Below are 19,287 nucleotides of genomic sequence, written 5' to 3' on the forward strand. Positions count from 1 at the left end.
GATGAACAAGCTGGAATGGCTAATCGCCTGGCGTTACCTGGGGGCTCAGCGCAAGAGTCTCTTCGTCTCGCTTATCGGCATCTTCAGTATGCTCGGTGTATCCATCGGCGTGTTCGCGCTGGTGGTCGCGCTTGCTGCGGTCAACGGCTTCGAGGAAGAGGTCACCGCCCAGATGATAGGGAAGGACGCTCACCTCGAAATCATGTCGTACAACGGCGAGCCTATCGCGAGCTACGACAGCCTTACCCGCGAGGCCAAGTCCCGCGATTCGAACATCGTGGCCTCGTCGCCGTTCATCATCTACAAGGTGGGCATCAGCTCCAAGAAGGTGAACGACGGTATTGTAATCTACGGCATCGACGCCGAGAGCGCGAAGGGCGTGACCGACATCTACAAGTACATCAAGTGGGGCGAGTATTCCGTCGATAGCCTGGAAGACCTCACGGGCAAGGTCCGTCCGGGAATCATCCTCGGCTCGGGGCTTGCGAACCGCCTTCGCGTGGTGGTGGGCGACAAGCTCGTGCTGCAACTGTTCCAGAGCCCGGACGAGGCGCTCGGCTCGGGCCCCAAGATGATGATGTGCGTGGTGAGCGGCATCTTCGAGACGGGCACTTACGAGTACGATGGCAACCTGGCCTACATCGGGCTCAAGGAAATGCAGAAGTTGCTCGGTATTGGCGATGCGGTCATGGGCATCCAGTTCCGCATCAAGGACCACTGGAAGGCGGGCGATGCGGCCTACGACATGAGCCAGTGGCTTACGTACCCGTACTACTCGATGGACTGGAAGGCGAAGAACATTACGCTCCTCAAGTGGATGAACTACGAGAAGTTCATCGTGGCGGCGGTCATCTGCCTCATCATCCTCGTGGCTGCGTTCAACATCATCAGTTCCCTCATCATGGTCGTCATCGACAAGACGAAGGAAATCGGCATCCTCCGCAGCATGGGCTTCAGCAAGGCGGGCATCATGCGCGTGTTCATGCTCATGGGTAGCTTTATCGGCGTGGGCGGTACGATTGCCGGCGGTACTGTCGGGCTTGTGCTCTGCAAGCTGCAGGAGGCCTACCACTTCATCACGCTTCCGGGCGATGTCTACGTGATTCCGTACTTCCCGATTTCTGTGCACCTGATCGATGTCGTTCTTATTTTCGTTATTGGCATTGCGCTTTGCGTGCTGGCGACGCTGTTGCCGGCCTGGAAGGCGAGCAGGCTTGACCCTGTAGGAGCGATTAGGCATGAGTAGTTTATTGCAGACAGTCGACCTCCGTCGCGTGTTCTCCGAGACGGGCGAACAGCTCGAGATTTTGAAGGGTGTGAACTTCTCGATGGAAGAGGGCGAACTCGTTGCCCTCACCGGGTCTTCGGGCTCGGGCAAGTCGACGTTCCTGAACCTCGTGGGCATGCTCGACACGCCGACCTCGGGCGAGATTCTTTTCAAGGGCAAGGCGCTCTCGAAGTTCAATAGCGACGAGCGCGATGCGTACCACCGCTTCAAGGTGGGTTTCGTGTTCCAGTTCCACCACTTGCTCAGCGAGTTTACCGCCATCGAGAACGTGTGCGTTCCGGGCCGTATTGCGGGCAAGTCCGAGAAGGAATGCCGCGAACGTGCGGAGATGCTGTTGGAAACGGTGGGCCTCAAGGATCGCCTCAAGCACTTGCCGCGTGAACTCAGTGGCGGTGAACGCCAGCGCATTGCGATTGCGCGTGCGCTCATGAACCACCCGGACTTGGTGCTTGCCGACGAACCGAGCGGCAACCTTGACGAGGCGAATTCGGCGCGACTGAATGAACTCTTCGGCGAATTGAACGAAAAGTTTAACCAGGCTTTCCTGATTGTCACGCACGACGAAAAATTGGCTAGTTTTGCAAAACGCCGCGTGGTAATGCACAACGGCTTGATTCAGGATATCGGATAGGAGGTCTTATATGGCTGACAACAACGGTATTTTCTCTGCAAAGGCGAAGGCCGTACTTCAGGCGGCCCGCATGGCGGCCCGCAATCTCGGCAGCGACTGCGTCTCTACGGAGCACCTGCTCCTGGGGCTTGTCCGCGAGGATTCCGGTTTTGCCATCGAAACTCTCAAGGCTCTTAAGATAAACATTGTTGACCTGAGCGAAGATATCCAGCGCTCGCTGTCTTCGAACGGCGGGCTCATGACCATCGGCGGTAACCCGCGCGACGGTCTGTTGCAGTTTACGGTCCGCGCGAAGGCGGTGCTTTTCAATGCCGCAAAGATTGCGAAGGAAGAAGGCGACCAGTACATTGGCCCCGAACACTTGATGCTTGCAATTCTGCAGCAGGTCGATTCCCCGGCGGTCGGAATTCTCTCTACGTACAACATCACGTACGAGAACTTCGAGCAGATGCTTGACCAACTCAAGCATAACAGCGACGAGAACATGCCGCAGGACGTTCCGGAAGACCCGCAGCGCCCTGCTCAGGGCCAGCGCGAAATGCGCAGCGGCTCCAAGTCCAAGACCCCGATTCTCGACCATTTCGGTCGCGACCTCACCGCGATGGCGCGTGCGGGCAAGCTCGACCCGATTATCGGGCGCGAATCCGAAATCGAACGCCTTATCCAAATCCTCTGCCGCCGCAAGAAGAACAACCCAGCGCTTATCGGCGAACCCGGCGTGGGCAAGACGGCCATCATTGAGGGCCTCGCGCAGAAGATTGTGCAGAAGAAGATTCCCGACCTGCTCGTGAACAAGCGCGTCGTGACGCTCGACGTGGCGGCGATGGTCGCCGGTACCAAGTACCGCGGCCAGTTCGAGGAACGCATGAAGGGCCTCATTATGGAACTCCAGCGCGTGAGCAATTCCGTGATCCTCTTCATCGATGAACTCCATACCATCGTGGGAGCGGGCGGTGCCGAAGGCAGCCTCGATGCGAGCAACATTTTCAAGCCTGCCCTTGCGCGTGGCGAACTGCAGTGCATCGGTGCGACGACGATTGACGAATACCGCAAGTACATCGAGAAGGATGCTGCTCTCGAACGCCGCTTCCAGACGATTCTCGTGAACCCGCCCAACTCGGAAGATTCTATCCAGATTCTCGAGGGGCTGCGCCCGAAGTACGAGCAGCACCACAAGGTGCACTACACGCCCGATGCCATCCGTGCCGCGGTGACGCTTGCCGAACGCTATATCAGCGAGCGCTTCTTGCCGGACAAGGCTATCGACGTGCTCGACGAGACGGGCGCCCGCGTGAAGCTCAATTCCATCAAGGTCCCGCAGGACCTGCTCGACATGGAAGCGGAACTGCCCGACGTGCTCCAGAAGAAGCAGGACGCCGTCGCGAACCAGGATTACGAGAATGCGGCCAAGTACCGCGCCCGCGAGGAAGAACTCCAGACCGCCATTGCCGAACGCAAAAAACAGTTGCAGGGCGAAGGCGAAACGATTCCGGTTGTGGACGAAAGCGACATTCGCGACTGCATCAGCAAGATGACGGGCATCCCCGTGAGCCGCCTCGGCGGCGAGGAGACGCAGAAGCTCCTGCACCTCGGCGAGGAAATCAAGCAGCGCGTCATTGGTCAGGACCAGGCCGTTGATGCGATTGTCAAGTCCATCCGCCGTACGCGTGCGGGCATCCGCAGCAGCAAGCGCCCGATGGGCAGCTTCCTCTTCCTCGGGCCTACCGGCGTGGGTAAGACCGAACTTGCGAAGGTCCTGAGCCTTACGCTCTTCGGAAGTGAAGATTCCATGATCCGCATCGACATGAGCGAATACATGGAAAAGCACAGCGTTTCCCGCCTTATCGGCGCTCCTCCGGGATACGTCGGCTTCGAGGAAGGTGGTGGACAGCTTACCGAGAAGGTGCGTAAGCATCCGTATTCCGTGGTGCTCCTCGACGAAATCGAGAAGGCTCATCCGGACATCTACAACATCTTGCTCCAGATTCTCGACGACGGCATCCTTACCGACAGTTACGGCCGCAAGATCAACTTCAAGAACACCATCATCATCATGACGAGTAACGCCGGTGCCCGCGAAGTGCGCCACAGTGGCGGCATGGGATTCACCAAGGAAGGGGAGACCGACGACTACGAGCGCATGGAAAACGCCATCCGCGAAGAAGTCAAGCGCGTGTTCTCTCCGGAATTCCTGAACCGCATCGACGAGCAGATTGTGTTCCGTGCCTTGAGCAAGAAGGACCTCGTTTCCGTCGTGGATATCCAGATGGGGTTCCTCCAGAAGAACATCTCCGATCGCGGAATCCTGCTGGAAATCAGCCAGGAGGCGAAGGAATTTATCGTGAACAACAATTACGATTCCACCCTGGGGGCGCGACCCATCCGCCGTTCCATCCAGAACCTCGTGGAAGACGCGATTGCCGAAGGGCTCCTGCTTGGCACCCTTACGGATTTCTCCACGATAAGCATCGGCGTCGAAAACGGCAAACTCAGTTTCAAGTGCGAAAAGATACAAAGTTAGTAGTGTGTGATGTGTAATGTGTAATGAAATTAATTTCACATTCCACACTACACATTCCACATTTTTTATATTTACCCGCAATTTTTAAACAACACACAACCCAAGAGGTTAACAATGGCTAAAATTCCTGCAGTTCTTATCTTCGGCGCACCGGGTTCCGGCAAGGGTACCGTCGGCGCGAAGCTCGCTGCTACCACTTCTCTCAAGCACATTTCCACGGGCGACATCTTCCGTGGCATTGCTCCTTCCAGCGAATCTGGCAAGCTCCTCGCTTCTTACTCCAGCAAGGGCCTGCTCGTTCCGGACGAAGCCACTGTCGAAATTTTCGGCCGCTTCATCGAAGGCCTCGTGAACACGAACAAGGTCAACCCGGATAAGGATACCCTCCTCCTCGACGGTATTCCTCGCACGGTTGCCCAGGTGAGTCTCATCGAATCCGTTGTCGACGTGAAGCACATCTTCGTGCTCGACATCAAGGACGAGAAGACCATCGTTGCCCGCCTCCTGAACCGCGCCAAGATCGAAGGCCGCAAGGACGACGCCGACGAAGCCGTTATCAAGAACCGCCTCAAGGTGTACAAGGAATCCACCGCCAAGGTGCTCGGCAAGTACAGCAAGTCCATCATCAGCCGCATCAACGGCGACAACACCCCGGACGAAGTGTTCTGCGACACCCTCGCTGCCTACGTGAAGTTCTGCAAGTCCGCTTGCAAGTGCTCCAAGAAGGCTCCGGCCAAGAAGTGCTGCAAGAAGAAGTAATTCCTACTTAACTAAGTAAAGCCTATAAAAGTCCCCGACTCGATTGAGTTGGGGACTTTCTTATACCCAGCGTAGATTTAGTTTTCGGCCTGTTTTAGCACAGTCTGTTAGGTACGAATCAATCAGGACCTGGTAAGGAATCCCGACTTTCTTCGCCATATTTTTGAAATACTCAATAGTGCTGGAATTCAGCCTTATCGTAATCTGTTTCTTGAGAAATTTGGCGTAAGGATTCTTTACCGCCTTCATTTTGGGAAAGTCGTATTCCTTTTTCATGAGCAGATTCCTTTTCTTTCGTTCCAGTAGTACTGATTTTCCTTTTTTGTTGCTTTCCGGGCACTGATAATACGATTCACGATATGTTCGTCGTCTATTCCTTGCCTTTCCGTAAAAACAACAACAAGGACTCTTAAGATTCCCGATAACCCGATAAGAATTGACCGGTCCTCTTTTGAGGAATGTTCCACATCAAAAAATACCTTGGCATATTCATCCTTGAAGCACGTTTTGGCCTCTTCAAACGAAACACCATGTTTCTTTCGATTTGTTTCATTCTTTTTTTGGTCCCAAACGAATTCTATTTGCATAACGAATTCCTCGGGATAATTATAATATAATTATATTTTGCCGAAAACGCAACAATATTTTGTCTTTTTACCATGCGAAGCCCTATGTTTTGTTTACGGATGCAGCCGCTCGCAGCGAATAGAGTTGTCCCTATCTACCTATAAAACGGATTTCGTCACGATTTGGAATGTTGTCCACGGCCGGTCTTTATGGTTCCATCTTGGCACCTTAGAGACTCTTCTTTTGTCAACTCGAAATAGAACTCATCGGGGCAGCACCTGCTTGCCCCGAATGACCTGAATCATCTTTCCGACGCCTGACTCCACGAGCGGTTTTGCCGCCACAATCTGCTTTTTTTCTTCGTTTTTGCCCATTTTTACCTCTATTAAACAAAAAAGACCGCATCCATTTAAGCAATAAATGAAATGCGGTCGCTTGCAGGTTTAGCCCTGCTTACTATGTCTGTTTGGCTGGAATATACAAAAACGGGTTGAGAAAAACAAGTCTTTCAATGTGTGTGTGGGGGGGGAGGTGTCCCCCTAGCTGCAGCCCCGGTTGGGTCTTCCGCATACCCCCACTGCGGGGCTCAGACGCCGCCCCGCAACGCCTTGCTCGCTCTAAATAATGTTTGCTCCAAGGGCCATTTCGCACGCAAACAAAATCACTTTGTTCCATTGTTTGCTTAGCAAAACGCCCCTCTCCGCAAAGAAATACGAGAGGGACTCCGGTTTCAAGACGCTTATTGCAGGAACATGCAAGAATCAGGTCCTGCGAAAGCCTTGTGACTGTTAGTCCCTGCGGCCTTCGCGAACCGCGGGTGTCGTATTAAACAGCAGGGGGACACTTTTCTCGTATGTCATTGCGAGCGTAGCGTGGCAATCTAGACCCTATTGTCACCTCGGACTCAGTTCCGGAGTCACCTTTTACCCATTCAATAACTATATTATCTGTTGAAAATAGAGTTTTTGCTCTTGTTCTCTACCTGAAAACTTCGACAATTTTCATACACAGGGAATAAGACAAACGCTCACGTCTGTGGCAGGCTTTGGCTTGTCGCATCGTTTTGCTATATGGCTTATTGTTTTTTTGCAATTTGCCCGAATGCAAACGGCCTTTTGGGGCGTGAGTTGTTTGCGTTTATTTGTGTAGGGCAGTCGAAGGCCTCAGGTAGATAAATGCATTCAACTTCACGCCTTTTTTTGTTTTCAAAAAAAAGTGGTTTTTGTGCAGGAACAGCAGTGAATACTCGCTGAGATTTGCTCTTGTTCGCTGCCTGAAACTTCGACAACTTCATACATAAAGAATAAGACAAATGCTCGCATCAACCCATGAATGTCATGGGTGTGTTGTGCCCTGGGCGTAGTGTATCCGCTTGGGATTGCGGGTCTTTGTATTGTATGAAAATCGTCGTGCTTTTAGCTCCAACGGGAGTGAACTCGTTCACTTTCAGCAAGGAGCGAAACGATGGCGAACAATAGTCAATTGCATAGCGCAAAGAGTGCTAAGAAAGATGAGTTTTATACTCAACTTTCGGATATTGAAGACGAGTTGAAACATTACAAGAAACATTTTAAAGGCAAGACTGTCCTTTGTAACTGTGATGATCCTCGCGTATCGAATTTCTTCCATTATTTCGCCTATAATTTTGAACACTTGGGTTTGAAAAGGTTGGTAACTACCTGCTACAAGAACCAGGAGCGGGACCTGTTTAGCCAGAATAATTCTGAACGTGCAATTTGGCTGGAATATTTTGGCGATAAGAACGGCAATCGTGTTCCCGACCCTGAGGAAATTGGCATTCATTGTTTCAATGGCGATGGCGATTTTCGTAGTGCAGAATGCGTTGAACTCTTGAAGCAAGCCGATATAGTGGTGACGAATCCTCCGTTTAGTTTGTTTAGGGAATATGTGGCGCAGCTGATGGAATATGAGAAAAAATTTCTGATTGTTGGAAACCAAAATGCTATTACATATAAAGAAATATTCAAGTTGATAAAAGAAAATGAAATTTGGTTGGGAAATCATGCAGGTGATATGAAATTTAAGGTTCCCGACTACTATGAACCGCGAGAAACTCGTTTTTGGATTGACGAAACAGGTCAAAAATGGAGAAGCCTTGGTAATGCATGTTGGTTCACCAATCTTGATTTATCAAAGCGTCATGAAGAATTGGTTCTTTATAAAAAATATTCTGAAGATGAGTATCCCCATTATGATAATTTTGATGCTATTGAAGTAAATAAGACGGAATTAATCCCAGAAGATTTTAACGGAGTGATGGGTGTCCCCATAACATTTTTGAATAAATATAATCCGGACCAATTTGAAATAGTGAAATTCCGCAAGGGAGATGATGATAAGGATTTGTCCATAAATGGTAAATGCCCCTATTTTCGCATCCTCATCCGCCGTCGCAAGGAGGTCTAAATGAAAATTGAACTCAAACAAATCAAGATCCGTGACCTTGTTGATGGTTACGAGAATGACGATGAAACGGGCCGTGTCGTGGCCTATGGAGGCAAACTCGATATTCGCCCGCCTTACCAGCGCGAGTTTATCTACAAGGATAAACAGCGCGACGCCGTGATTGAGACTGTTCGTCAGGGATTCCCGCTGAATGTGATGTATTGGGCTCTGCGCGAAGACGGTACCTTTGAAGTGATTGACGGACAACAACGTACGATTTCAATCTGCCAATATGTCGCAGGCGATTTTAGTTACCTATTCAAGCATTTCCATAACTTGCAAAAAGACGAACAGGAACAAATCCTGGATTATGAACTGATGGTCTATGTGTGCGATGGCACGGATAGCGAGAAACTCAAGTGGTTCGAGACCATCAACATCGCGGGCGAGGAACTCACCAAGCAAGAACTGCGAAATGCCGTATATGCCGGGCCTTGGCTTGCTGATGCAAAACGTTACTTCAGTAAAAATGGGTGCTTGGCTCAAAAAATCGCTGCGGACTACCTGAATGGTTCCGCTATCCGACAAGATTATCTAGAAACGGCTTTGAAGTGGATATCCAAGAATTCCGTGGATGTCTATATGGCTAAACATCAGCATGATGTGAACGCCAATGCTTTGCAACAGTATTTCCGTTCTGTAATTGACTGGATCGAGACTACATTCAAACCGACCAAAGAACGCAAGAAGATAATGAAGGGCGTGGAGTGGGGAGTGCTTTATGACAAATACAAGGACAACATCTACGATTTCAAGATGATTGACAACGAAGTTGCCCGGCTCGTCAAAGATGACGATGTGACCAACAAGAGAGGAATTTATCCGTACGTGTTGACGGGCGATGAACGCTACTTGTCTATCCGTGCGTTTACGGAAAACCAGAAAATAAAGGCTTACGAAAGGCAGGCGGGAATTTGCCCCATTTGTAAAAAGCACTTTGAAATTCCTGAAATGGAAGCCGACCATATTATACCATGGAGCGATGGCGGCTTGACCATTGATGTAAACTGCCAAATGCTTTGCAGGAACTGCAATAGAAGAAAAAACGACAAGTAAAAAATTCGAGAACGGTGATTCCGGGACAAACCCGGAATGACAAGTGCAGGTCTGGATCCTTCGACTTCGCCCTATGGGCTCCGCTCAGGATGACAGAAGGGCAAGGCTGTAGCGAGGGGGAGGCTTCCCCCCTTGGGTAGAATTTTCTATCTTTACGCCCATGAAAGTTTTTTTATACGACACGACCCTCCGCGACGGTAACCAAGACCGCAAGATAAGCCTTTCTCTCGCCGACAAGTTGCAGATTGCGCGAATTCTTGACCATTTCGGTTTTGACTACATCGAAGGGGGCTGGCCCAATCCGAGCAACCCGACCGACGAGGAATTCTTCCAGAAGATCAAGGAAGTCAAGCTGAAGCACGCGAAGATTGCGGCTTTCGGTTCTACGCGCCGCCCGAAGGTGCTGCCCGAGAAGGACCCGCTGCTGCAGGCGCTCGTGAAGTCGGGCGCCCCGGTCAAGACGATTTTTGGAAAGAGCTGGGATTTGCATGTCACGGACGTCATCCGCACGACGCTCGAGGAGAACCTCGACATGATCGAGTCTTCCGTCGACTACCTCAAGGACCATTCCGAGGAGGTGATTTACGATGCGGAACATTTCTTTGACGGCTACAAGGCGAACCCGGAATATGCTCTCGAGACGCTGAAGGCTGCTGAACGCGGCCGCGCGGATTTTATCGTGCTTTGCGATACGAACGGCGGCACGATGCCGTGGGAACTCGAGAAGATTGTGAAGGACGTGAAGAAGGTGGTTTCGACGCCTATCGGCATCCACGTGCATAACGACGCGGGCCTAGGCGTGTGCAACAGCCTGTTTGCCGTGAAGAGCGGCGCTACGATGGTGCAGGGCGTGGTGAACGGTTACGGCGAGCGTTGCGGAAACGCGAACCTCACGACCATCGCTGCCGACCTGCATTTCAAGATGGGCGCGAAGTTCTTTGCCGCCAAAAAGATTGCTAGGCTCCGCCAGCTGAGCAGCAACGTGGACCAGATTGTGAACCTGCCGAGCGACGTGCATGCCCCGTACGTGGGCGATGCGGCGTTTGCGCACAAGGGCGGTGCCCATATCGACGGCGTGATGAAGGTCAGCCGTAGTTTCGAGCATATCGACCCGCACGAAGTCGGCAACGACCGCGTGTTCGTCACGAGCGACCAGGCGGGTGGTTCCCTCGTCGTGGAAAAACTCAAGGCCATCAAGCCGGGCATCGATAAGAAGGACCCGGTGGTGGGCAAGCTGCTCACGCTCATCAAGGAACGCGAGAACGCCGGCTGGCATTTCGACAGCGCCGAGGCGAGCTTCAAGCTGCTCGTGTACCGCCACTTGGGCATGGTGCAGGAGCCGTTCAAGGTGCTGGGCTACCGCGTCATCGAAGACAAGACCCCGCAGGGCGTGTCCGTTTCGCAGGCGACCGTCAAGCTCCAGATTGGCGACAAGATCAGCCATCAGGTGAGCGAAGGCGACGGCCCGGTGAACGCTCTCGACGCGGCGCTGCGCAAGGCGTTGCTCCCGTTCTTCCCGAACATGGCGAAGGTCAAGCTCGACGACTACAAGGTGCGCGTGCTCGGGAGCAAGGTGGCTTCTGACGCTACCGTGCGCGTGTGGACGACGTTTGGCGACGAGAAGGGCTACTGGAACGTGGTCGGCGTCTCGAGCAATATCATCGAGGCGAGCTGGATGGCGTTTGTCGACGGGCTCACGTACAAGATTCTCGTGGACAACAAGGTCATCGAGAGCGCGTACAAGCATATCGACGTGAAGTCGGTTGCGGCTGCGGGGCAGGCAAGCGCCGTGAAGGAAGAGGAACCCGCTCCGGCGAAGGCCAAGAAGTTGAGTGCCCGCAAGGTGAGGAACCTTGCTGATATAACGAGACGTAAAAGATGAATGTATCGTCATTCCGGGCTTGCCCCGGAATCTAGATAGCGGATCGAGTCCGCTATGACGTTATACCTTTAACAATGGAGTTATCAATCATGATTATTACGAAAGTCACTCCGAAATCTGCTGAAATTGAACGCATCTGCGGGCGCGAAGTCGCCCCGAGCAAGGAAATTCACGACAAGGTGATGCAGATCCTTGCCGACATCAAGAAGGGTGGCATCGCGAAGGCGACGGAATACGCCCAGAAGTTCGACGGTCTGAAGGGCAAGAACATCCGCGTGCCGGTTTCGGCCATCGCGAAGTCTGCCGCCAAGTGCCCGAAGGAACTCCAGAAGGCCCTGAAGCAGGCCATCAAGAACGTGCGCGACTTCCACAAGAACCAGATGGAAGAATCCTGGCTCATGCAGGGTGCCGACGGCGTCGTGCTCGGCCAGCGTATCCGCCCGATGAAGCGCGTGGGCCTCTACGTGCCGGGCGGTGCGGGCATCTACCCGAGCACCGTCATCATGAACGCGGTCCCGGCTCTCGTTGCCGGCGTGGAAGACATCGTGGTCGTGACCCCCATCAAGGGCGAAATCAACCGTGCTGTCGCATTCGTGCTGCAGGAACTCGGCATTACCGAAGTTTACCACATCGGCGGTGCTCAGGCGATTGGCCTGCTTGCCTACGGCGCGAAGGATGCGAAGGGCAAGACCGTCGTGGAACGCGTCGACAAGATTGTGGGCCCGGGCAACGTGTTTGCCGCTATCGCCAAGAAGGAAGTCTTCGGTGTCGTGGATATTGACATGGTGGCTGGCCCCAGCGAAGTGCTCGTGATGGCCGACAACACCTGCGATCCGGACTTTGTTGCGGCCGACCTTTTGAGCCAGGCGGAACACGGTTCCGGCTTCGAGGCGGCCATCTGCATTACTGACAACATGGAAACCGCCCAGATGATTAGCGCCTGCGTGGATATCCAGGTAGAAAATTCCCCGAAGCGTGAACTTCTCGAGAAGGTGCTTGGCAATTTCGGGCGCATCCTCGTGGTGAAGGACTGGTTCGACGGCGTGGAAATCGCGAACCGCATCGCTCCGGAACACTTGGAAGTGATGACCAGCGAAGCTGAATCCATGGCGGCGCAGATCGAGAACGCGGGTGCCGTGTTTATCGGCCCGTGGTCCAGTGAGCCGGTGGGTGACTACTTTGCGGGTCCGAACCACGTGCTGCCTACCAACGGCACGGGCCGCTTCTTCAGCCCGCTCGGCGTGTACGACTTCCTGAAGCGCATGAGCATCATCCGCTACAGCGAGAAAGCCATCAAGAAGAACGCGAAGGCCATTGCCGCCGTCGCTACTGAAGAAGGCTTTATTCACCACGCTGCCGCGGTTCTCAAGCGCCTCTAAGGCCGCGCGACATACAAATTAAAAAGGCTCCCTCGGGAGCCTTTTTTATATGCGATAAACACGAACTTAGCGCGAACGGTTATCGCTGTGAGCAACAAAGCCCCAGTTATTAAACTGGGGCGGTTGCGAGAGCGAGTGAGGAACCGGAGGTTTCAATACCCTAGACGACGAACGAGCGGCTATCTTAAAGGGTACTCTTTGTAATCCTGCACGCCGAATTCCTGCTTCAGGTAATCCCAGCGCACCAGGCGGTTCTTCCAGAAGTACTTACGGTACAGGCGGCGTGCCACACGGCTTGTTAATTCGTACGGAATCGTGTGGTGGTCGTCGGCAACGCTTTCCATCGAGATGCGGAAGTCCAGTTCGCCGTTCACTACGTCGACTGTCTCTCCGACCTGCACGTCGGGGATGTGGCTCACGTCGACCATCGTCGCGTCCATGCAGACGCGCCCGAGAATCGGGCAAATCTGGTTACGGATCATCACGAAGCCCTTGTTGTATTCGCCGCGCAGGTAGCCGTCGCCGTAACCGATGGCGATGGTTGCGATGCGCGTGGGCTGCTGTGCCATCCAGTAGCCGCCGTAGCTCACCGTCTCGCCGGGCTTCACGTCGTGAATGTGGCGGATGGTGCTCTTGATTTTCATGACGGGCTTTATAGGCCACGGGGAGGGTGCTGCCCCCATGCAGTTGTAGCCGTAGAGCGCGAGGCCCGGGCGCACCATGTCGAAGTGGCTCTCGGGGCGCGTGAGCGTGCCTGCGGAACTGCTGCAGTGGCAGATTTCGGGGCGGAGTCCTTCGGCTTCCAGCACGTCTACGAGTCGCGTGAATCGCTGGATCTGGATATCCGTCTTCGGGTTCCCCGGCATGTCGGCCGTGGCGAGGTGCGTGAACATCCCCTCGAATTTCAGGTTCTTGAGGCTCAGAGCCGCACGGATGTTGTTGAAGTCTTCGGCATCGAAACCATAGCGGTTCATACCCGTATCAATGGCGAGGTGCGCCTTGCAGGTCGTGCCCGTTTCGCGCAGGAACTGGTCGAACGCCATTGCGGTACGGATGTCCGTGATGGCTGCCGTAAGCTGGAACTCCACGAAGTAGGCGAAGTCTGCGGGAGTGCAGGGGCCGAGCACCAAGATAGGCAAGTCCATACCATACTGGCGGAGCAGCATGCCCTCGCTGATGTGAGCGACACCCAGGTAGTCCGCACCGCCGAACTTTGCGGCAAACGAGCAGGCGAGGCTCCCGTGTCCGTAGGAGTCGGCCTTCACCGGCAACAGAATCTTCGTGTTCGCCGGAATCTGGCTGCGGATGAATTGAATGTTGTTGCAGAGTGCGTCAAGATTGATTTCAATCCAGTTCGGGCGCGCGATACGGTTCAAGTCGGGAGGGGTCGGTAAAAGCTTCATAGTACGTAAAATATAACAAACGGCCGTGCCTGCGGCCCGCAACAGGCCTGGTTGTGCGCTCTAGAGCCGTTTAAAACTCTAGAACGTAAACAAAATATGCCTACAAGGTGGAATAAATCTGTTTGCAATAACTTTTTGTAAAGTTGCAGGACTTCGCCGTATCAGCAAAAACGCGCGCAGCCCTTGTACTTATTGGTACTGCCACTTTTTGTCGGAATTTACAATTCAAATGTTGAAAATTTGTTTACCCGTTCGGGAGCATCCGTTCCGATTTTTCTTTATAGTTTAAAATCAGAGAGAACAATTTGTCTTGAATCTGAGTGAAGGAACGGAGTTGAGACTGGTGTTGTGGATAAAGTAATTCCTTCGATGATTGTCGTCTAAATCCCCCGGACATTGTTAGTTTGTGCGAAAGGCCTGGTTATCAAGCCCTTTCCCCGGTATTGCTTTTTTGCAAAATAAATGCCTTGGCTACAAGGCGATAGGCCCCCTTTTACCTTGAAAAATTACCCCCAGAAAATCACCCCCAAAATAAACCATAAACCATCAATTCCCTCGCAAGAGGGGGAGGATAAAATCATGAAACCGATCAAAAAACCACCAAAAGAAAAAGAAACTGATGAACTCGTGGTAGCGCTCATGCCCGATTCCGACGAGAAACTGAGGAATATTACAGGAGTTTCTCTGCTTGTCGCTCTTGCGCTGAGTTTCTGGGCCACGACATATGAGGTTGTTATCAACGATATGATGTTCGAGAAAACCTCCAGTTTGGAAATCGAAACAAAAATCGAAATCGCAAATAAGAAAGAAGAGAAAAAGCAGGAAAAGAAACAGGATAAGAAACCGAAAGACATCGCAAAGAAGAACAATAGGCCCGGCGGTGGCAAGCCCAAGAATCAGGGGAAACCGAACGCGCCCAAGACAAGGGGCGTCCTCAAGGAACTCGCGTCAATGACCAAGAACGCGTCAGCTTCGGCATACAACCTCATGAACGACCAGAAGTTCGCGAGAGACATAGATAAAATCCTCAAGAACACGAACGGCTTGCAGACTACGGGAAAGACGCATATTGGCGTGAGGGCCGGAAAGGTCGATGGAGCCTTTAACGAGGAAGTCGCCTCTGGGGGTGGCGGCGGAATCGGAGGAGCCTTCGGAAACCTGTTCGGCGGCTCGGGTGGTGGAATCAACACGAAGTCCATGAAGGGAAATATGAAGCCCCCTTCCGTGCGCGATATCGACATGGGTGCAGGGAACTCCTCGCGTTCTGCATCCGATATCATGAAGGTCGTGCGCACACGTACACCCGGGCTACGCCATATCTACAATAAGTACCTGAAGAAAAAACCGGGCCTGGAAGGCAAGGTGACGCTCAAGTTCACGATTGCCCCGGGCGGCGAGGTCATCAGCATCGCGGTTGTCTCGTCCACTACGGGCATCGGCGAATTCGATGGCGAAATCAAGAATGCCGTCGGTCGCTGGACATTCAGCAAGGTTAAGTCAGGAAACACCACGGTGACCATACCGTTCACGTTCACCGAATAGATAACACCAAGTAAATAAAAAAGGCCCCGTTCTTTCGAACGGAGGCCTTTTTCGTAAAGGGAGTTTCCCGGTCAAGCCGGGAATGACATCCTTACAGGCTGATCAACCCTTCCGTATCCTTGGACATGGCGTCATAGAATGCGTAGCGGGCGTCCACTTCCTTCTGGAGGTCGTCGGCGAGCTTCTTGGCCACTTCCGGATTGTTACGGGTGAGCTGCTTGTAGCGGTTTTCGGTGTAGATGTATTCTGCAACCGGGATCGTCGGCTTCTTGGAGTCGAGGATAAGCGGGGCTTTTCCTTCGGCGGCGAGAGCCGGGTTGTAACGGAGCAGAGTCCAGTAACCGGAATCCACGGCCATCTTCTGGTGCTGAAGCTGGCTGTTGAGATCGAAACCGTGGTTGATGCAGGGGCAGTAGCAGATGATCAGCGACGGACCGTTGTGTGCTTCTGCTTCCTGAAGAACCTTCAGGGCCTGAGCGTCGTTTGCACCGAGGGCGATACGGCCCACGTAAACGTTCTTGTAGCTCATGGCGATGAGGCCGAGGTCCTTCTTGCCGGCGCGCTTACCAGCGGCAGCGAAGAGGGCGACGGCGCCACGGTTCGTGGCCTTGGAAGCCTGTCCACCGGTGTTGGAGTACACTTCGGTATCGAGGACGCAGATGTTCACGTTTTCACCGGTTGCCATGACGTGGTCGAGACCACCGTAACCGATGTCGTATGCCCAACCGTCACAGTATGAAGACCGTTCGCGCTAGATTCTTGCGTGGCACTCCGGTCGGCGCTCACTCTCGCCTCCGACGACTCGTTATGACGAGTCGCCTACGGCTCACAGAAGATCCACACGGACTTCTTCACGAGGTAGTCGGCGAATTCGTCGCGGAGGCTGACGGATGCTTCGTCGGTAGCACCGGCGAGGGCTGCCTTAAGGGCGGCGACGTTTTCACGCTGGGCCTTGATGCCGGCTTCGTCGGACTGGTCCTGGGTCGTGAGCTTTTCCTTGAGTTCGGCAGGAACGTTCACGGCTTCGAGGAGGCTCAAAGCCTGCTTGGCATGCTTCGTGATAGCGAGGCGCATACCGAGACCGAATTCGGCGTTGTCTTCGAAGAGGGAGTTCGCCCAAGCGGGACCGCGGCCTTCCTTGTTCTTTGCCCACGGAGTGGTCGGCAGGTTACCGCCGTAAATGGAGGAGCAACCCGTAGCGTTGGCGACGACTTTCTATTTGGGCGTTCCCCACTGACGTGGGTCGGGCTATATTTTAACGCACTTCGGGCGGCCCTATCGAACCGCCCGCAGCGCTGTTAAAATGGAGCCTCGCTTCGCGAGTCTCCACCCCAAGGGGTCACTATCCCTAACGCAAAACGACGGGACGGTGAAGCAGACCTTAAAATATATTGAAATCAATGAACTTGTAAAAGCCGGAGCTTTTCGCCGCTTCAAATTCACCTTCGTCAAAGGACTTGTTTACTAGACCTTCATGAATGATTTTCACAAAGGTATCCTTTAGCGGGTCAAGGTCATTCTTTATAGTGTTGTAAACGATAAACGAGTCAAGCCCAGCATAATCGTGGACAATCCTATTTCGCATTCCGCGGATTGCCTGAATATTTTCACTTGCAATTCCTGCTTTGGCTGTGTCCGAGAGTTTATTGATGGATTCGCCTATGTTTGCAAGCAAAGTCAAACATGCGTTGAATACCATCTGGTCTTCTTTCTCAAGAAGTTCCTCGGTAGAATGAATGTCCTGTGTATATTTCTGAATTTTCAGTAGGGACTCGAGCATCCCCAACAAATGGAAAAGGTCGTTCCTGGGGTCATTCGACACGGATGGACTCCTTGCTTGCTCGATACAGGATAATGGGGTTTGCAAACTTCTCTATGACGACATCCACGGACTTGCCGGTCTTTTCGGAAAGTTCCTTCCGCAAGGACAACAGATCATTGTAGTCCTGGTAATCACGAACTAACAGGTCAATGTCGTTGGGTGTTGCAGTCCGGACAGACGAGCCGAATACAAAGACATCCTTCAGGCGATACTTCGCAAGAAGTTTGTTTTCACGGAATATCCGTAGTATGTTTTCGGCAAATACCATATTTATCCCTTATTACATTACCAATATATATTTTTCTATCCGTTTGTGCAAGCTTTGGTGAGATAATCCTTTTTCATAAATTCGAAAATAGCCCGCAAGTCACCGATGCTTACCTTCGTGACATCGCTCGGTCTAAAACCCAATTCCTGCGCCAGGCAGATTCCAAAATCAATCACTTTGGATGTCTTGTATAATTCGCCAAATCTACCATAATGACGGAAAACCTTGAAAAAAGTTGTTTTTCTGCGTTATTCTGGACTTTTGTCTTGTTTCCTAAATTTTACAATGGGGGGGGGGTATGGACTTTGGCAGGGGCATTACCTATATTTAAAAAGATAAACTATAGACGGGGATGTTTTATGAAGAAGTCTTTCCAGCGTGTCTTTGCGACCCTGAACTTGTTTCAGGGGAAGCAATCTCTAACCATCTTTATGTTGGCGGCATTCTTCGCCCTTTGGGGCTGTGACGACTCTTCGTCGGCCTCTAGCAACGAACCGGATGAAAATGCCGCGGTTGATTCTTCATCCTCTATTTGTAAAGATTGTGATGACGAATCGAGTAGTTCTGCTAAAAAGATTGAATCTTCTGATAATCAGAGTAAAGATTCTTCAAGCGATGCCAAATCAAATAGTTCATCATCAAAAAAAGAAAACGTGAAAAATAGCAGTTCGTCTCAAAAAGCCGAAAGTAGCAGCTCTGAATTTGTGTTCAAACTTTGTGAAGACGGTGATACCTCATCGATTGTTCTTGCCGGTAAAATCTATTACAATAGTTGCAAAAATGGCCAATGGAATCAAGATTCCATTGGTGAATATGTGAAACCCAAGGTTTACCCGAATATGGATAGCGTATTTGGGTCGGAGTTTAAAGCATACGGCACGTACGAAGATTTGCGTGATAACAATGTTTACAAGACTACCAAATATTATGAAAAGTTCCAGCAGAATGGTGGAACTGTAATAGACAGTTTTACCGTAATGGCTCAGAACCTGAATTACGCAGAAATAATGATTGACAGCACCACGACAGTATTTGATGACAGCAAGGTCGAAAAACGCTGCTACAAGGATGACCCCTGGTATTGCGACAACTACTTTGGTGCCCGTTACACCTGGAGCGAGGCGATGGGACTCCCCAAGGTGTGTGACAGCGTTGGTGTTGCAGATAACCCCAAGTGCAACATTGACCTTAGCAAAAAAGTTCAGGGGGTATGCCCGACGGGTTGGCACGTGATGACGGAAACCGAATGGAAGCACTTTGCCTACACAAACGGATTAAATATGGGTTATTCTCTACTATCTCATGCAGTATGGGAAAAGAAGGTAGGAAATAATCCTTATGGAATGTCTGTTCTGCCAGATGGCGATGAAGACCCTTATAATAAAGGGGCCAGTTTTTGGATTCCCTACGAAAAGTCTGAGACCAGTGGTGGCTTGGTTTATTTTGGTCTCGTGGAAAGTTTTTCGGATTTCTCAATAGACAAGTCAATGAAGTTTGGTTTTCATTATGTTCGTTGCGTACTAGATGATGGTGACACTTTTTTAAAGTAAGAATCGAAAAAAAATAATGGAGTAAAAGCATGACATCCAAGAACAGAAACAACGGTAATCAAAATAATTACAAAATTGAGTCCTTAGAACCTCGTCTGATGATGGATTTTGCGGTATAAATTCCACATTCCATATTTCACATTGCTTGGTTTG

The 19,287-nt window shown here is 51.9% G+C and carries 16 protein-coding genes and 1 pseudogene; 10 read left to right on the plus strand and 7 right to left on the minus strand.

From position 1 onward, the window contains the following. The first annotated feature begins 1 nt into the window (after nt 1). The 4 genes from B7994_RS12695 to B7994_RS12710 all read left to right on the plus strand — a co-directional run bounded on the left by B7994_RS12695 (nt 2) and on the right by B7994_RS12710 (nt 5,199). Complete coding sequence (locus B7994_RS12695; protein WP_233143212.1) at nt 2-1,246, plus strand: FtsX-like permease family protein; 1,245 nt, start codon at nt 2-4, stop codon at nt 1,244-1,246. Beyond that, nucleotides 1,239-1,919 (plus strand): ABC transporter ATP-binding protein, encoded by a 681-nt coding sequence (locus B7994_RS12700; RefSeq protein WP_088638840.1) that lies wholly within the window; start codon nt 1,239-1,241, stop codon nt 1,917-1,919. The genes B7994_RS12695 and B7994_RS12700 overlap by 8 nt, the downstream gene beginning before the upstream one ends. 10 nt (nt 1,920-1,929) lie before the next feature. Next, the gene (locus B7994_RS12705; protein ID WP_088638841.1) at nt 1,930-4,440 is read left to right on the plus strand and encodes an ATP-dependent Clp protease ATP-binding subunit; all 2,511 of its coding nucleotides are present in this window, start codon (nt 1,930-1,932) and stop codon (nt 4,438-4,440) included. A 114-nt stretch (nt 4,441-4,554) separates the two neighbouring features. Further along, entirely contained in the window at nt 4,555-5,199 is a 645-nt protein-coding gene (locus B7994_RS12710; RefSeq protein WP_088638842.1) for a nucleoside monophosphate kinase, read from the plus strand. A 60-nt stretch (nt 5,200-5,259) separates the two neighbouring features. On the opposite strand, the gene B7994_RS14485 is transcribed toward B7994_RS12710, so the two are convergent. The 3 genes from B7994_RS14485 to B7994_RS13980 all read right to left on the minus strand — a co-directional run bounded on the left by B7994_RS14485 (nt 5,260) and on the right by B7994_RS13980 (nt 7,060). Beyond that, nucleotides 5,260-5,475 (minus strand): BrnA antitoxin family protein, encoded by a 216-nt coding sequence (locus B7994_RS14485; RefSeq protein WP_088638843.1) that lies wholly within the window; start codon nt 5,473-5,475, stop codon nt 5,260-5,262. Continuing rightward, complete coding sequence (locus B7994_RS12720; protein WP_088638844.1) at nt 5,472-5,786, minus strand: BrnT family toxin; 315 nt, start codon at nt 5,784-5,786, stop codon at nt 5,472-5,474. The genes B7994_RS14485 and B7994_RS12720 overlap by 4 nt, the downstream gene beginning before the upstream one ends. Before the next feature lie 1,055 nt (nt 5,787-6,841). Further along, nucleotides 6,842-7,060 carry a hypothetical protein gene (locus tag B7994_RS13980; protein WP_144063893.1) on the minus strand — a complete coding sequence of 73 codons (219 nt, stop codon included), beginning with the start codon at nt 7,058-7,060 and terminating at the stop codon, nt 6,842-6,844. 170 nt (nt 7,061-7,230) lie between these two features. On the opposite strand from B7994_RS13980, the gene B7994_RS12725 reads away from it, so the two are divergent. The 4 genes from B7994_RS12725 to hisD all read left to right on the plus strand — a co-directional run bounded on the left by B7994_RS12725 (nt 7,231) and on the right by hisD (nt 12,549). Then, nucleotides 7,231-8,193, plus strand: coding sequence for an adenine-specific methyltransferase EcoRI family protein (locus tag B7994_RS12725; RefSeq protein WP_088638845.1), 963 nt, complete (start codon nt 7,231-7,233; stop codon nt 8,191-8,193). Beyond that, nucleotides 8,194-9,288: a DUF262 domain-containing protein gene (locus B7994_RS12730; protein WP_088638846.1), complete on the plus strand. Its 1,095-nt coding sequence runs from the start codon at nt 8,194-8,196 to the stop codon at nt 9,286-9,288. A gap of 160 nt (nt 9,289-9,448) precedes the next feature. After that, nucleotides 9,449-11,170: a citramalate synthase gene (gene cimA, locus B7994_RS12735; RefSeq protein ID WP_088638847.1), complete on the plus strand. Its 1,722-nt coding sequence runs from the start codon at nt 9,449-9,451 to the stop codon at nt 11,168-11,170. 89 nt (nt 11,171-11,259) lie between these two features. Next, a complete protein-coding gene (hisD, locus tag B7994_RS12740; protein ID WP_088638848.1) occupies nt 11,260-12,549 on the plus strand; it encodes a histidinol dehydrogenase in 1,290 nt (429 codons plus the stop codon). A 179-nt stretch (nt 12,550-12,728) separates the two neighbouring features. Here hisD and alr read toward each other — a convergent pair whose 3' ends face one another. Next, nucleotides 12,729-13,952 carry an alanine racemase gene (alr, locus tag B7994_RS12745; protein WP_088638849.1) on the minus strand — a complete coding sequence of 408 codons (1,224 nt, stop codon included), beginning with the start codon at nt 13,950-13,952 and terminating at the stop codon, nt 12,729-12,731. 579 nt (nt 13,953-14,531) lie between these two features. Between alr and B7994_RS12750 the strand changes: the two genes are divergently transcribed. Further along, entirely contained in the window at nt 14,532-15,494 is a 963-nt protein-coding gene (locus B7994_RS12750; RefSeq protein ID WP_088638850.1) for an AgmX/PglI C-terminal domain-containing protein, read from the plus strand. Between the two features lie 91 nt (nt 15,495-15,585). Here B7994_RS12750 and B7994_RS14490 read toward each other — a convergent pair. The 3 genes and pseudogenes from B7994_RS14490 to B7994_RS12770 all read right to left on the minus strand — a co-directional run. Beyond that, nucleotides 15,586-16,706: pseudogene (locus B7994_RS14490) on the minus strand (thiamine pyrophosphate-dependent enzyme); the annotation flags it as partial. A 169-nt stretch (nt 16,707-16,875) separates the two neighbouring features. Then, entirely contained in the window at nt 16,876-17,316 is a 441-nt protein-coding gene (locus B7994_RS12765; protein ID WP_088638851.1) for a DUF86 domain-containing protein, read from the minus strand. Continuing rightward, complete coding sequence (locus B7994_RS12770; protein WP_088638852.1) at nt 17,306-17,584, minus strand: nucleotidyltransferase family protein; 279 nt, start codon at nt 17,582-17,584, stop codon at nt 17,306-17,308. The genes B7994_RS12765 and B7994_RS12770 overlap by 11 nt, the downstream gene beginning before the upstream one ends. 359 nt (nt 17,585-17,943) lie before the next feature. Between B7994_RS12770 and B7994_RS12775 the strand changes: the two genes are divergently transcribed. Then, nucleotides 17,944-19,134, plus strand: a complete 1,191-nt coding sequence (locus B7994_RS12775) for an FISUMP domain-containing protein (RefSeq protein ID WP_158213151.1) — start codon at nt 17,944-17,946, stop codon at nt 19,132-19,134. Nucleotides 19,135-19,287: the final 153 nt, after the last annotated feature.

Origin of the sequence: Fibrobacter sp. UWR2, from assembly GCF_002210285.1 — a bacterium.
Lineage (GTDB): Bacteria > Fibrobacterota > Fibrobacteria > Fibrobacterales > Fibrobacteraceae > Fibrobacter.

Excerpts from the sequence above, each read along its gene's own strand:
- B7994_RS12695 (WP_233143212.1), top strand. The coding sequence starts at position 2 with ATGAACAAGCTGGAATGGCTAATCGCCTGGCGTTACCTGGGGGCTCAG.
- B7994_RS12700 (WP_088638840.1), top strand. The coding sequence starts at position 1,239 with ATGAGTAGTTTATTGCAGACAGTCGACCTCCGTCGCGTGTTCTCCGAG.
- B7994_RS12705 (WP_088638841.1), top strand. The coding sequence starts at position 1,930 with ATGGCTGACAACAACGGTATTTTCTCTGCAAAGGCGAAGGCCGTACTT.
- B7994_RS12710 (WP_088638842.1), top strand. The coding sequence starts at position 4,555 with ATGGCTAAAATTCCTGCAGTTCTTATCTTCGGCGCACCGGGTTCCGGC.
- B7994_RS14485 (WP_088638843.1), bottom strand. The coding sequence starts at position 5,475 with ATGAAAAAGGAATACGACTTTCCCAAAATGAAGGCGGTAAAGAATCCT.
- B7994_RS12720 (WP_088638844.1), bottom strand. The coding sequence starts at position 5,786 with ATGCAAATAGAATTCGTTTGGGACCAAAAAAAGAATGAAACAAATCGA.
- B7994_RS13980 (WP_144063893.1), bottom strand. The coding sequence starts at position 7,060 with ATGAAGTTGTCGAAGTTTCAGGCAGCGAACAAGAGCAAATCTCAGCGA.
- B7994_RS12725 (WP_088638845.1), top strand. The coding sequence starts at position 7,231 with ATGGCGAACAATAGTCAATTGCATAGCGCAAAGAGTGCTAAGAAAGAT.
- B7994_RS12730 (WP_088638846.1), top strand. The coding sequence starts at position 8,194 with ATGAAAATTGAACTCAAACAAATCAAGATCCGTGACCTTGTTGATGGT.
- cimA (WP_088638847.1), top strand. The coding sequence starts at position 9,449 with ATGAAAGTTTTTTTATACGACACGACCCTCCGCGACGGTAACCAAGAC.
- hisD (WP_088638848.1), top strand. The coding sequence starts at position 11,260 with ATGATTATTACGAAAGTCACTCCGAAATCTGCTGAAATTGAACGCATC.
- alr (WP_088638849.1), bottom strand. The coding sequence starts at position 13,952 with ATGAAGCTTTTACCGACCCCTCCCGACTTGAACCGTATCGCGCGCCCG.
- B7994_RS12750 (WP_088638850.1), top strand. The coding sequence starts at position 14,532 with ATGAAACCGATCAAAAAACCACCAAAAGAAAAAGAAACTGATGAACTC.
- B7994_RS12770 (WP_088638852.1), bottom strand. The coding sequence starts at position 17,584 with ATGGTATTTGCCGAAAACATACTACGGATATTCCGTGAAAACAAACTT.
- B7994_RS12775 (WP_158213151.1), top strand. The coding sequence starts at position 17,944 with ATGAAGAAGTCTTTCCAGCGTGTCTTTGCGACCCTGAACTTGTTTCAG.